A 13,571-nucleotide genomic window follows, 5' to 3' on the forward strand; every position below is an offset into this window, starting at 1 on the left:
ATCATTATCATTTAATTAGTCCTAAAACACTTATTAGAATGGGTCTTTGTACTCAAGCTTGGCAGTATTCCATATAAGGAGACAAACCATGACAACACATAAAGTCATTTTAATTACCGGCGCATCAAGCGGCATTGGCGAGGCGACCGCTAAAACATTAGTTAATAATGGCCACAAAGTGATATTAACTGCGCGCAGTGAAGATAAACTTAATAAACTAGTTGACGAGTTAGGCCATGAAAACGCATTTAGCGTTTCAGCCGATGCCACTGAATTTAATGAACTTGAAAATGTGGTGAGTAAAGGCGTTGAAAAATTTGGCCGATTAGACGCGGCATTTGCTAACGCAGGCATGGGTGTTTCATCAGCTGGCACAGAAAACGGCGATCCTCAAGAGTGGTCAGCCATGGTTGACCTTAACATTAAAGCGTTGTTGTGGACCGCAAAACTCACTTTGCCTCATTTACGTGAAAACCAGGGGCATTTTATTTTAACAAGCTCTGCAGCTGGAAGAAGACCCATTGATGGCTCTATATATGGTGCCACTAAATGGTTTGCTCATGGCTTTGGTCAAAACCTCGCAGAGGAAATGAAACCATGGCATGGTCGCTGTACCACTATTGCCCCAGGCATGGTAAATACGCCTTTTTTTGATGAAGCAAAACCCGATAAGCTCGACCCACAAGATGTGGCCGATGCGGTATTATTTGCTATTGAAGCTAATCAGCGTAATAGCGTACGCGAAATCTATTTAATGCCCACCAACTAACAAGTTAATCCAAAAGGCCAATACTTATTGGCCTTTTCTCTAAAAGTGCTTAATTTTGCTTTTTTAGAATCGCTGTCAACTAAATCGATGAAAAGTCACGTATTGAAACCTCCCTTACCATGCTAAATCTCAACTTTATGTCTATTATATAAGTAAAGTAATTCAATAATCGGAACCCATTTAATGGCTCCTCATAAAGCTAATAATATGTCTGCCCATCAATATGTTACTAATGATCCGTTGCACCAACTATTCGATGCAGTCGATTCTGTATCAGTACAAGGTTATGATGAGCAACGACGTGTAATTTATTGGAATAAAGGCAGTGAATTGCTTTATGGGTATTCACACCAAGAAGCCATTGGCAAAAAACTCGAAGATTTAATTATACCCGCACCAATGCGAGAGCCCGTTATTGAAGCGCATAGTAATTGGATTAAGCATGATATTGAAATTCCCGCCTCAGAACTAACCCTTAAACATAAAAAGGGTAATGATGTGGCTGTATTTTCAAGCCATGTTATGTTTACTAATCAATATAATACCAAACAAATGTATTGTATCGATATTGACCTTTCAGAAGTCCACAAGGCACAAGCAGAAGCCACATTTAATGCCAATATGTTGAAGACTATCTTTGAAGCCATTCCCGACTTATTTTTTGTACTAGAACAAGATGGCACTATTACAGACTATCACGCAGGCAATAACAACGATCTTTATATTCCACCCCAGCAGTTTATTGGTAAAAAAATGATTGATGTACTGCCCAAAAAGGTAGCGAAAAAGTTTCAGATTCATATTGAAAAAACAATAGCACAAGACAATATTGTTAGATTTGAATACGAATTAAGCATGCCTGAAGGCGTAATTTATTATGAGGCAAGGTTGCGCTTACTGCCCAGAAAAAATCAAATCATGGTGATTATCCGTGATATTAGCGAACCACACCGCTCAGCAGAATTGATCCGCCATCAGGCTCATTTTGATAGCTTAACCGATTTGCCTAATCGCTTTTTATCTTTAGATCGTTTGTCACAAATATTAATAGAAGTACAAAAAAATCATGAAAAAGCCGCGGTATTTTTCTTGGACCTTGATGATTTTAAAAAGGTAAATGACTCTTTGGGTCACGAAATCGGAGATAAATTATTAATCGAAGCCGCACATAGATTACAGCAAACACTAAAGCAAAATGACACTGTTGGTCGATTAGGCGGAGATGAATTTATTGTTTTAATATCTAGTTTAAACGATGAAAACGACGCTTTAGCGATTGCTGAGCGATTGCTTCAAGCATTTAGAAAGCCCTTTAAATTGGTAGGCAGAGACTTAATATTAACATTAAGTATTGGTATTGCTATTTCCCCTAAAGATGGCACATGTTCTTCGGTATTGTTACGTAATGCCGACACCGCTATGTATCAAGCAAAAGCGATGGGCCGCAATACCTCCTCTTTTTTCACCCCGCAAATGAATGTTGCAATGCGCCGGCGCTTTGAAATAGAAGAGCAAATGCATGGAGCACTGGAGCGAAACGAATTTGAGCTTTATTACCAACCGCAAATAGACGTAAAAACAAACACCATCGTTGGCGCTGAAGCTTTGCTACGTTGGCATAATATTGTGTTAGGGGAAATTACCCCTGATGAGTTTATTCCCATTGCAGAGCAAACAGGCTTGATTGCGCCTATTGGTGTATTTGTACTGCAACAAGCCCTTCGCTTTTTAAATGAATGGCAATCAATTAATAAGCAAAACTATACCATGGCGATTAATTTATCACCGCGGCAATTCAGAGACCCAGAATTAGTAAATATAATTAAGCGTACTCTGCATAAAAACAGTATTAGCAATGCATGCTTAGAGCTGGAAATTACTGAAGGAGTACTGATGAATAGTCAAACCTCAATTCGTGACGCCTTATTACAAATTGATGAACTGGGCATAAAACTGTCAATGGACGACTTTGGCACAGGGTATTCATCATTAAGTTACTTAAGAGAGTACCCCTTTGATGTGCTAAAAATTGACCGAAGCTTTATCACTGGGATAACAGATAATAAAGCAGACTGTAATTTGGTAAAAGCAGCCATAGCTATGTCACACAGCCTAGAAATAAAGGTTGTTGCGGAGGGGGTAGAAACCAAAGAACAGCTAGATTTACTTAACGAGCTAAACTGCGATATTGCTCAGGGATTTTATTTAAGTAAGCCCTTGCCGGGCGCCAAACTGCTCAATTTTTCATCGCGTTACTGCAAAGCGACTTAAAAGCACTTTAGTTAAAAAGTGCTTTTACAGCTGCGAGTTAGCTCATAATTTTAAAAAGTAGATCGCGTACAGTTGCAGGTTCAAATGGTTTATCACAAATGGCATCCACACCGGCTTGAGCAATATTAGCCAAATGAGTATCGTTGGCCTCTGAGCTCACCATCAGAACTGGAATATGTGAGTACGTATTCGACTTTCGAACGGTTTCAGTTAATTCTTTACCATCCATTTCTGGCATATTGTAATCTGTAACAATTAAATCAAAAGATTGATTATTAAGCATTTCAATCGCTTGTTTACCGTCTTCTGCCTCTACAGGTTCAGGAATACCCATTCCCGCTAATACACGTATTATATGTTTTCGCGCAAAACGACTGTCATCAACCACCAATACGCGAAGTAAAGTGACATCAAAGTGCTCTAGCTCCACCTCTTGCTCGCTAATAATATCCAGAGTCGCTTTAAGCGCACGGGTAATTTCGTCGGCATTAAACGGTTTAGGTAGAATAGCTAATACGCCCGATTGCCTAAGTTGCTCTAAATGGCGCTTATTACGCTCGCTCGACACTAGCATAAACGCCTGTTGCTCAGTGTTGCTGTTACTGCGTATAGCCTGTAATAAAGAGTCTGCAGTACCGTCACTAAAATACATACTACTGATCACTAAATCAGGGGAGTAGCTTGATAAAGCAGCCAGCGCATTTTCTTGAGTGGTGGCCGTTTCAATTTGTGTCACCCCACACTGAGCCAGTGATTTTTTTATTAGCTTTTGCTGCACTTCAGAAGGCTCAACTAATAAAATAGATAAGTTAGCTATTGCCGTTAAATCACTCATTTCAATCCTGTTAATATTAATTAAATAATTTTTATAATGCTCATTATAAAGTAATAACTTACAAGAAAAAGCTAAAACCGCAACAACAGGGCATGTTTACCCTAATCTACTCTTAAAAACGGTAGTTTATGCCCGCATAATAACGTCTTCCCGAATAGCTTGAGTTTAATAACCGAGACTCTGTATCGTTACCTAGGCGCTTTACCGACTCAGATTTAGTTAAATTAATCACAGCGGCTGTCAGGCTCAAGTCCTCTAATAAAGTAATTGATGCATTTACATCAACTTGCTCGTATGGGTCTTGATACACGTTTAAACCACTATTTAAACCCAACACGGTTTCTCCGCGTTTGTTATAAGAAGCACGAATATTAAAAGCATCTCCCTCATAATATATCGAGGTATTGTACTGGTACTTAGCACTGCCAATTAACGGCGATTTACCAAACTCTTTACCATCTACTTCTACATCTGCCTTATTGGTTTTGTTAAAAGTGTAGTTTGCGTAAAAACCAAAACCACTATCAAAGGCATGCTGTATAAATACTTCAGCCCCTTTAGATACAGCATCAGTGCCATTGCCTACGGTGCTATATGGCAATACAGTAATATTTCCCGAATCAACTATGCCCTCTTTACCAGCAAAATCTTGCTGTACATCAATAACTAAGGGAACAACAAAATTATCAACCGTTTTATGAAACAGCGCTAAACCAACAGCAGAGCCTTCGCTGTAATAATATTCAATAGATAAATCCGCTTGCACCGACTCGAACGGTTTTAAATTTTTATTACCGCCACTGCCACTAAAACCCGGAATTTCATTAAATTCAGCTCTGTCGTCGGCCCACTCATCTGAAACAAACGTAATGCGTTGTTGTGCGCCTAAATCGGCATAATCAGGGCGAGACATTACTTTTGCAATCGCGCCGCGCACAACAATATCTTCGCTTGCATCCCATGCAATATTAAAGCTAGGTAAAATTTGGGTATCGGTATTCTCTTGAGTATTGAGTTGATAATCTTCAACAAATCTATCGTCTCCGGTTACCACCTCCCCGCTTTCATCGTCAGTATGATCCAGCAAATATGTGTACAGATCGGTTGATGATGTCATGGTTTTCGTGCGAACAACACGTACCCCTAAATTACCGCGCACGCTATCAAATTCAAAATCACCTTGTAGATAAAATGCCGCTATTTGCTCTTCAATATCATAAATGAAATTATCCTCTTTACGCGTATACGGCACATAATTACTGGTCACAATATCGCGGTATTTATCCCAATCAATGCCGGGCATTTGATTTATATTAAAACCACCCGCAATATTACCTTCGTTGATAAACACATCTTGTGCTAGTGGCATACCGTTATTCCACTGGTAACTATCAAAGCGTGTGATCCCACCCTCACTGGCTTCTGCTGCGGCAATATCAAAATTAGGATCTAAAAAGAAGGTATTACCGGTTTCGCGGTGAAGCGAAGCTTCTCGATACTTAACCCCTGTTTTAATTGTTCTTAAAATGCCCCAATCGGTATAAATATCAAAATCAGCTTGGTAGTAATCTTCTTCAAGTTCACTACGCACAAAACTTGAATTTGACGAACCCGGATCGCGCCCACCACCCACACCATTGAGTAAGTTAGCTAACGTATTTGGATCTATATTTAAACTAATATCGTTCTCATTAATTTTCCAACCCGCTGTTTTAGCGGCATTTTCTATGCGGTTTTCATTTTCACCCGCGTTAGAACTTTTATAAGCTGCTTCCCAACTCTCTTTCGGGCCACCTTCAGAACGTGTATTACCCGCCACAAAACGGGCTTTGAAGTAATCACCTTCGTAGGTTAAGTTGAGATCAAAAGTGTCAGAGGTTGACTCTTCACGCACATAGCTGCCTCGCATCCACGGCAATTGCATATCATTTTCTATGCCACTTGCAGCTGCATCAAATTGCATTCCATTAACTATCGTGCCCGACTCATCCAAACTTACATCGGTTAAAAAGTCAGGATTTAAAGACCACTCAGGTATATCAATCACCGATTCAGTTCTATTTTTATCAAGTGAAAATCCAAAATAGTTAAAACCAATTTCTACTCGGCTAGTTGGGCGCCACTGCGTGCTAAATTGTATCCCTTCTCGCTCACGTAATTCGTTTACAATTGAACCTCGAACCACTTGAGGAAACCAGACATTGTCATAATTATTGCCTTGAGAATCGCTTACTGAACCCCACTGATTATTATTTTCAATCGGTGCGCCATTAACATCAACCGGGTTATCACCGGCAAAGCGCCACACATTTGCATCGGTGCCACCCGAAAGAGAGCGGTTAGTGCGTGTTTGTGAGGTATAACCAAACAACACACCAAAAGTATCAGCATCGTTCTTCCAAGAATAAAGTGCGGTTACTTGCGGCTCATATTCTTCAGTTACATCGGCATAAGTGCTTTCAATATTAATCACCCCTGAGTTTGCATCCATACTTAGCGGTTTACGACTATGCATTAATACCGTGCCGCCCACTCCACCTTCATCTAAACGTGCCTCTGGCGATTTATACACTTCCACACTTTCAATCATGGCTGAGGGAAGTAATGCATAATCAAACGAACGAGATGGCTCTCCTGGTGATGACGCAATAAAATTACCATTTAACTGAGAAAAGGTGAGTTCAGATGATAACCCTCTAATACTTACCGATGAGCCCTCGCCTCCGTCACGGTCAATCACTACCCCTGGTACGCGTTGTAATGAGTCTGCGACATTTTTATCAGGGAACTTACCAATATCTTCCGCTGTAATCGCATCAACCACAGAGCTAGACAAACGTTTTATATCTAAATTAGCCGCCATACTGGAACGGATACCGCGTACCTCAATTACTTCCATATCTTTGCTTTTTAATGCTTTATCTGCTGCTTCATCAGCATATGCATGATTAATCACAGACAAAATAGAGATGCACAGCGTTGATTTAATAAAAAGTGGGAGTGAGTGAGCAGAGGTTTGAGTTATCCGATGAGCGGTCATAGTTTTAACAGTTCCATTTAAAATACAGTTAATACTTAAAGGTGAGCGTACCAAGGAAAGATGGTACGAAAAAAGTAGCTGTATTTTACATAACCAAGCTTAATAGCTTGTTAATGCAAACTGACGAATAAATGAATGCTGTCTCAATAAGTAACCTACTCTAATAAAAGTAGGTAGTTAAGCCGCAAAATGGCTATTTAGCTGCTTATAAAAGGGCATAAAAAGGAATGACGCGATTAAACAGCAATACGCCGTTATTTTTTAGCGCTAATCGCCTGAATATAATAGCCTAAACTCGCATGAGAAAGCTCACCTATATGGCTGGTAACTAACTCTCCTTGGCTATTATAAAACAAGGTGGTTGGTAAGCCTGCAGCACCGGATTCGCGACTCACATTACTGCTTTGGTCAAAAAACACATGATTAAGGTCGAGTTGCTGTTCATTAAGGAACGCTTTTACCGTGTGTAAGTCTTCACCTTGATTGACAAACGCCACCGTAATATTTGAGTTATTTTTTTGAGCAGCTTGTAGCACTGGCATTTCTTTTCGACACGGCGGACACCACGACGCCCAAAAATTAATAACCACCGGCTTACCTTTAAAGTTTTGTAAGTTAACTTGCTGCCCTTGCATATTATGCACAACCGATTGCGGTAATTGCACACCCGTTTGATAAATAGACAGTGCAAAGTTAGGAATAACCATTGAACAAAAACCTACAAACCCAGCAATAGCGTAGTTTTTCATTACCGCTTTTTTACCGCGCGCATAAAACGCTAAAACAACTATACCGCTGAGCCAGCCATAATAACCAATAAAGCCGCCGTCGCTAATATTAAAAAGCTGCCACCAATTACCTTGATAAGCATCCCACATAGTAAACACAAACGCTAAACGCGAGACTAAAAAGCCCACCACAATTGCTTTAAAAACCGTATCTAAAATTGCTTTTTGTAATGGATGTTGGCGCGTCAATAAATAGGTAAGCCCCCAAAAAATGCCTAACCCTAAAAAAATAATTAACTGAGAAATGGAAATAACTAAAGGCCCAAGAGAAATACTTAACATTTTACGACTCTAATCAATACAATTAATCGGTATGTTACACAAAGGCACAATTAAACCAATCATAATTTCCTTTTTACCCCTAACTCATTGCAAATCCGGTTCTCATATTTAAATACAAATAAATTAATAAAATTAAGACGCTAGCAAAAAATGTAAACAGATGGTTGTAAAAAAACAATTTTAGCTTTGACAATATAAATCCCCGAGTGGTATGTTGGTATAACAGGTTGATGGTATACTTTAATTGCATCATTGTTGCGTTAAAGTATTTCAAGGTAATTCATTTAGCTGATTAAAAATAAGCATATAAAAAATATAAATATTACTTGGGGATATCATGATGAAATCAAAAACGTTTGTTAAGTCACTACTGGCGATAAGTATTGCGTCTCTAACTACCGCTGCAGTTGCTGCTGATGAGCAGGACATCAAAGTAAATGCAAAAGTTGAAAAAATAATTGTTACCGGTTCACACATTAGCAAAGGTGATTTTGAGTCCGCTTCACCCGTTAAAATTTTAGACGCAAATGACATCGAAGGCGTAGGTGCAGTCAATGTTGGGGATTTACTGGCTAAAATGCCTTCAGTTGTTGGAGACACCACCTCAGCAAGCTCTAATATCAGTGAGCAAGACTCTGGTTTAAATACTGTCGCGTTGCGTAATCTAGGTTCATCACGGACACTGGTATTGGTTGACGGCAAGCGGTATGTATCTGGTATGTCAGTAGGATCTGGCTATGGTGTAGACTTAAACACAATCCCCACAACCATGATCCAAAGTATTGAAGTACTTACTGGCGGCCAATCTGCCGCTTATGGCTCTGATGCCGTTGCCGGTGTAGTTAATATTATCCTCAAGAAAAATTTTGATGGCGTTGCATTTAAAGCACAGGCAGGACAAAGTGGCGAAGGTGATAAAAACACCACTGATATTGAGTTTTCTATTGGTAAAAACTTTGATGACGGAAATGCATGGTTATCTGTAGGCTACTCAGAAGACGATGGCTTAATGGCAAGCGATCGTGATTACTCTCGTGTACACAAAGATGCTGTAGATACTGATGGAGATGGTATTAGAGATACCTCTGCTTACGTTGGTTCATCGCATGTTTTTGGCGGGCGTATAGATAAATATAACGGTGATGGCAGCTTATTCACTCGTACTGACGATCCTGCCACCTCTGATGCGTTTAACTTTCATGATTATCGTTCAATGATAGCACCACTAACACGGCATTTTGTTGCCAGTGGTTTATCTCTTGATCTAAGTAATAAATCACGTATGAACTTCACTGCTAACTTCGCTCGTGTAGATTCTCGTGCACGTTTTGAACCTATCCCACTAGATACACGAAATGATATTTTTAAGCTCTCTAAAGGAGGCTCTACGGGCATAGATATCGCTAGCCATCCTTGGTTTGCTGGAACAGAACTTGGCAATAACTTACTTGCAGATGGTATTACAAATCTTGATGATGCAAGCTTAACGTTCAGACGTCTTTATGAGTTTGGTGATCGTGGCGCTGAAAATACTCGAAGCACATTTAGAGTTGCTGGTGAATATGAATACGATATATCTAACGATATTTATTTAACCGTCAGTGGCACCTATGGTGTTACTGATCAACAACAAACTAACCATGGTGATATAAACCTAGACCGTGCTCGCTTTGCCTTAAATGTAGAAGACGATGGCGCAGGTGGTTATCAATGTGCTGATGAAATTGCACGAATTAATGGCTGTGTTGTATTTAACCCATTTGCTCTAGATGGTATTTCAGCTGAAGCAGTTGACTACTTAGCGGCTGACACTAACCTTGAAGGCAGTATAGAGCAAGTGGTTGTTACCGCTATTTTGGCCGGTACACTCGATTATGCAATTAGTGATAACGTTGACAACATCGGTTTTGCGGGTGGTGTTGAATACCGTGAAGAGAAAGGCCATGAAACGCCTGATCCATTACGCCAAGCTGGTATTGTACGTGGCGCGGCAATTGCTAAAACAAAAGGCTCTTTTGACGTTGTTGATGTGTTCGGCGAATTACATATTCCGTTACACGAAAAACTAAGTCTATCAGCAGCTGTCCGCTTTGGTGATTATTCATCGGTAGGCAGTACAACAAATTGGACATTAGGATTAGATGCGCCTATTTCAGATAGCATACGTTTACGTGGTGCTTTAGCAACAGCGGTACGTGCACCTAACGTAAGCGATTTATTCGCTGGCGGAACGGCCACCGCAGCACTAGTTACTGACCCTTGTGATGGTATTACTAATGCTGATAACGGGAATATTGCCAGTAACTGTCGCTCAATAAATGCAATCCAAAATCGTATTGATAGCGACGGCGCATTCAATTTAACTCAAGTAGAACGCCAAAATACCTCAGGCTTATTAAGCGGCTCTACCGATGTTAAAGAAGAAAAAGCAGATACGTTCACAGCCGGTATCGTATTCACTCCAGAATCATTTTCTGGTCTGCAAATGTCGCTCGATTATTACGATATTGAAATAGATGATGCGATTGCAAAAACTGACCGTACCGTTATTTTGAATCGTTGCTACTCTGCAGATCCAAGTAACTTTGACGCTAATTGTGGTGGCTTAGTGCGACGTGACGGACGCTCAGGTGCAGCCCTTGAAGTAAACGCAGCCTCTGGCAATGAGAACTTAATTGAAACCAAAGGGCTTGATATTGATGTGTCATACATGACCGACTTAGGTGATGGTGACTTATACGTAGGTTTTGCTGCAAATATTTTAGATACTTACAGTATTACAGGCCTTGAAACAGGTGACAAACAAGAACTGGCCGGTGAAGTATTATTTCCAGAGCTACGCTTTAATATAAATGCTTCATACACCATCAATGACTTCAATGTTTATTGGCAACTACGTTATTGGGATGAAGCTAAAGACCGTAACGACAATACAGTTCTCACTGAAGAGCTTAACTCTATTGACTCACAAGTTTATAACGATGTTCGCTTTAGTTATAACCTTACTAATCAAATTAACGCTTACTTTGGTATTACTAATCTATTTGACGAGCAACCTCCTCACTTAACCGCAGGTCATAAATATCAGCAGCAAGGTACGCTTACAAATGGCACCGCTTATGATTTAGTCGGCCGCGCTTATTATGCAGGGGTTAAGTTGAATTTTTAATTTTAACAGTAACTTAGCCAATAATTTTGATATTTAACGTATCAATTTAAGAAGGGCTGAATTTTAAGCCCTTCTTCTCAACTTCAGCAAAAACCGAGAACCCCTCATGAGAACCACACTAATAGCCGAGCAACTGTTTGATGGTAAAACACTACATGAAAATCATCCTATCAGTTTTGAGGATGGCAAAATCATTGCGTTTGATACCATTAAAGGCGCCATTGAAAATAAAGTAAGTGGTTTATTAACTGCCGGATTTATTGATACACAAGTAAACGGTGGCGGCGGTTATTTACTTAATCAAGACACCAATTTACATACTTTAAAGGCAATGACTAACGCGCATGCTAAATTTGGTACCAGTAGCTTGCTCCCTACCTTAATTACCAGCGATGTTAGAAAGATAGAGCAAACAGCAAACTTAATAAGCACTGCTTTAGCACAAAATACACCCGGCATTATTGGTGTTCACTTTGAAGGGCCGCATATTAGCGAGCCAAAAAAAGGCATTCACAGTAGCCAACAAATTCGCGGTATAAGCCAGCAAGAATTAGATATTTATTGTCGTGACGATTTAGGTATTAAAGTCGTTACTCTCTCACCTGAAAGTGTCGACTGTGACATTATCAAAACCTTAGTAGCAAGTAATGTACACGTTTGCCTAGGGCACTCAAATGCAACGTTTGCACAAACACAAGCTGCATTAGCAGCCGGTGCTAGCGGCTTTACTCATTTATTTAACGCAATGTCTGCACTGGAGTCACGCGAGCCAAATATGGTTGGAGCAGCCTTGCTCGATGAGCAGAGCTGGTGTGGGCTTATTCTCGATGGTCATCATGTGCATCCAAGCACAGCCAAATTAGCCTATAAAGTCAAAGCTGCACATAAAATGATGTTGGTTACCGACTCAATGTCGACCATAGGTAGTGAACAAACACATCTTCAGTTTGATGGTCATCAAATAAGCCTAACCGGCGATAAACTAACCAGTAATACCGGTCAATTAGCAGGCTCTGCTTTGAATATGATCACTGCAGTAAATAACGCTGTAAAAATGCTAAATATCCCATTTATCGATGCGCTTAAGATGGCCAGTTTATACCCTGCCCAATTCTTAGGTATTGCCGATTGTTACGGGCAATTAGCTATTGGCTCAAATGCCGATTTAACTTTAATTTCTACAACAAATTCGTCGCCGCACATAGTAAATACATGGATTGGCGGCAAAGCAAAATTTTAAAATTTCAGAGGCTTACTATGAATAAATTAACAGGACTGATCGCCGCCCCTCATACCCCGTTTGATGAAAATGGAGATGTTAACTTACCGGTTATTGATCAATTAGCAGAATTACTTATTAAACAAGGCGTTAAAGGCGTTTACATTTGTGGCACTACTGGCGAAGGCCTTAATTGCTCTGTTGACGAACGTAAAGCAATTGCACAGCGTTGGGTAAGTGCAGCAAAAGGTAAATTAAGCATTACAGTTCATACCGGCGCACTCTCAATTGTAGATACGCTAGCACTGACCAAACACGCTGAAACGCTAGATGTTTTTGCGACATCAATTATCGCGCCTTGCTTCTTTAAACCTGGTTCTGTTGATGATTTAGTCAATTACTGCGCGAGCGTTGCAGCAGCAGCTCCTAGCAAAGCCTTTTATTATTATCACTCAGGCATGTCAGGCGTGATGTTTGATATGGAGCAGTTTTTAATCAAAGCCGACAAGGTTATTCCTAATCTTGCAGGGATTAAATTTAACCATGTTGATTTGTACGAATTTCAGCGCTGTAAACGCGCTTGCGATGGTAAATTCGATATTCCATTTGGTGTTGACGAGTTTTTACCCGGTGGGTTGGCTGTCGGCGCGATTGGTGCTGTAGGCAGCACCTATAATTATGCTGCACCACTTTACCTCGATATTATTGACGCTTTTAAACGTGGTGACCAAGAGACAGTCACTACCCTGATGGATAAAGTAATTGGTATTATCCGCCCGCTAGTGCAATACGGCGGTGTTGCAGCTGGTAAAGCTGCTATGCAACTACACGGCATTGATGTGGGTAACCCTCGTTTACCAATACGCGCACTAAGCGAGCAAGAAAAACAAGATGTTGTGACCCAAATGAGCCTCGCAGGTTTTATGGATCATCAACCGTCATAAAGACTTATTAAAGCGCTGCATACTAAACTTAAGTAAGAAATTTAAACCTCCCTATGAGCCGCATAAATGCGGCTATTTCATAGCTAATAAGCTTAACTCATTCAATAGATATCTTCATGTTAGCTAAAGTCACCTTGTTATAAGTTGCCTCAATAAAAACGCTTCAATTACCGCTTGGCAATAAACAAAAAGGCAATGCAGTACTAATTACTGCATTGCCTTTCTTTAATAAATGTAAACTATTATTTATTGTT

8 protein-coding genes are annotated in these 13,571 nt (G+C 40.1%); 5 read left to right on the plus strand and 3 right to left on the minus strand.

Going from position 1 to position 13,571, the window contains the following annotated elements:
* Window positions 1–88 precede the first annotated feature (88 nt).
* Together AC0VZ5_RS18135 and AC0VZ5_RS18140 are read left to right on the plus strand one after the other, a co-directional pair.
* Window positions 89–769, plus strand: coding sequence for an SDR family oxidoreductase (locus AC0VZ5_RS18135; protein ID WP_138605821.1), 681 nt, complete (start codon window positions 89–91; stop codon window positions 767–769).
* 183 nt (window positions 770–952) lie between these two features.
* Window positions 953–3,040 carry a bifunctional diguanylate cyclase/phosphodiesterase gene (locus AC0VZ5_RS18140; protein ID WP_178956951.1) on the plus strand — a complete coding sequence of 696 codons (2,088 nt, stop codon included), beginning with the start codon at window positions 953–955 and terminating at the stop codon, window positions 3,038–3,040.
* Between the two features lie 37 nt (window positions 3,041–3,077).
* Here AC0VZ5_RS18140 and AC0VZ5_RS18145 read toward each other — a convergent pair whose 3' ends face one another.
* The 3 genes from AC0VZ5_RS18145 to AC0VZ5_RS18155 all read right to left on the minus strand — a co-directional run bounded on the left by AC0VZ5_RS18145 (window position 3,078) and on the right by AC0VZ5_RS18155 (window position 7,985).
* On the minus strand, window positions 3,078–3,875 hold the full coding sequence (locus AC0VZ5_RS18145) for a response regulator transcription factor (protein WP_138605817.1): 798 nt from the start codon (window positions 3,873–3,875) through the stop codon (window positions 3,078–3,080).
* A gap of 112 nt (window positions 3,876–3,987) precedes the next feature.
* On the minus strand, window positions 3,988–6,915 hold the full coding sequence (locus AC0VZ5_RS18150) for a TonB-dependent receptor (protein WP_475474812.1): 2,928 nt from the start codon (window positions 6,913–6,915) through the stop codon (window positions 3,988–3,990).
* 254 nt (window positions 6,916–7,169) lie between these two features.
* Window positions 7,170–7,985, minus strand: a complete 816-nt coding sequence (locus AC0VZ5_RS18155; protein ID WP_475474813.1) for a prolipoprotein diacylglyceryl transferase family protein — start codon at window positions 7,983–7,985, stop codon at window positions 7,170–7,172.
* A gap of 337 nt (window positions 7,986–8,322) precedes the next feature.
* Here AC0VZ5_RS18155 and AC0VZ5_RS18160 point away from each other — a divergent pair, with 337 nt between their 5' ends.
* From AC0VZ5_RS18160 to AC0VZ5_RS18170, 3 genes are all read left to right on the plus strand, one after another.
* Window positions 8,323–11,154 carry a TonB-dependent receptor plug domain-containing protein gene (locus AC0VZ5_RS18160; protein ID WP_475474814.1) on the plus strand — a complete coding sequence of 944 codons (2,832 nt, stop codon included), beginning with the start codon at window positions 8,323–8,325 and terminating at the stop codon, window positions 11,152–11,154.
* Window positions 11,155–11,260: 106 nt separating this feature from the next.
* Window positions 11,261–12,394: an N-acetylglucosamine-6-phosphate deacetylase gene (gene nagA, locus AC0VZ5_RS18165; protein ID WP_475474815.1), complete on the plus strand. Its 1,134-nt coding sequence runs from the start codon at window positions 11,261–11,263 to the stop codon at window positions 12,392–12,394.
* A gap of 17 nt (window positions 12,395–12,411) precedes the next feature.
* Complete coding sequence (locus AC0VZ5_RS18170) at window positions 12,412–13,317, plus strand: dihydrodipicolinate synthase family protein (protein ID WP_475474816.1); 906 nt, start codon at window positions 12,412–12,414, stop codon at window positions 13,315–13,317.
* The last annotated feature ends 254 nt before the right edge of the window (window positions 13,318–13,571 follow it).

It is taken from the genome of Pseudoalteromonas sp. QJM3NY_12, assembly GCF_056173165.1.

Excerpts from the sequence above, each read along its gene's own strand:
- AC0VZ5_RS18135 (WP_138605821.1), top strand. The coding sequence starts at position 89 with ATGACAACACATAAAGTCATTTTAATTACCGGCGCATCAAGCGGCATT.
- AC0VZ5_RS18140 (WP_178956951.1), top strand. The coding sequence starts at position 953 with ATGGCTCCTCATAAAGCTAATAATATGTCTGCCCATCAATATGTTACT.
- AC0VZ5_RS18145 (WP_138605817.1), bottom strand. The coding sequence starts at position 3,875 with ATGAGTGATTTAACGGCAATAGCTAACTTATCTATTTTATTAGTTGAG.
- AC0VZ5_RS18150 (WP_475474812.1), bottom strand. The coding sequence starts at position 6,915 with ATGACCGCTCATCGGATAACTCAAACCTCTGCTCACTCACTCCCACTT.
- AC0VZ5_RS18155 (WP_475474813.1), bottom strand. The coding sequence starts at position 7,985 with ATGTTAAGTATTTCTCTTGGGCCTTTAGTTATTTCCATTTCTCAGTTA.
- AC0VZ5_RS18160 (WP_475474814.1), top strand. The coding sequence starts at position 8,323 with ATGATGAAATCAAAAACGTTTGTTAAGTCACTACTGGCGATAAGTATT.
- nagA (WP_475474815.1), top strand. The coding sequence starts at position 11,261 with ATGAGAACCACACTAATAGCCGAGCAACTGTTTGATGGTAAAACACTA.
- AC0VZ5_RS18170 (WP_475474816.1), top strand. The coding sequence starts at position 12,412 with ATGAATAAATTAACAGGACTGATCGCCGCCCCTCATACCCCGTTTGAT.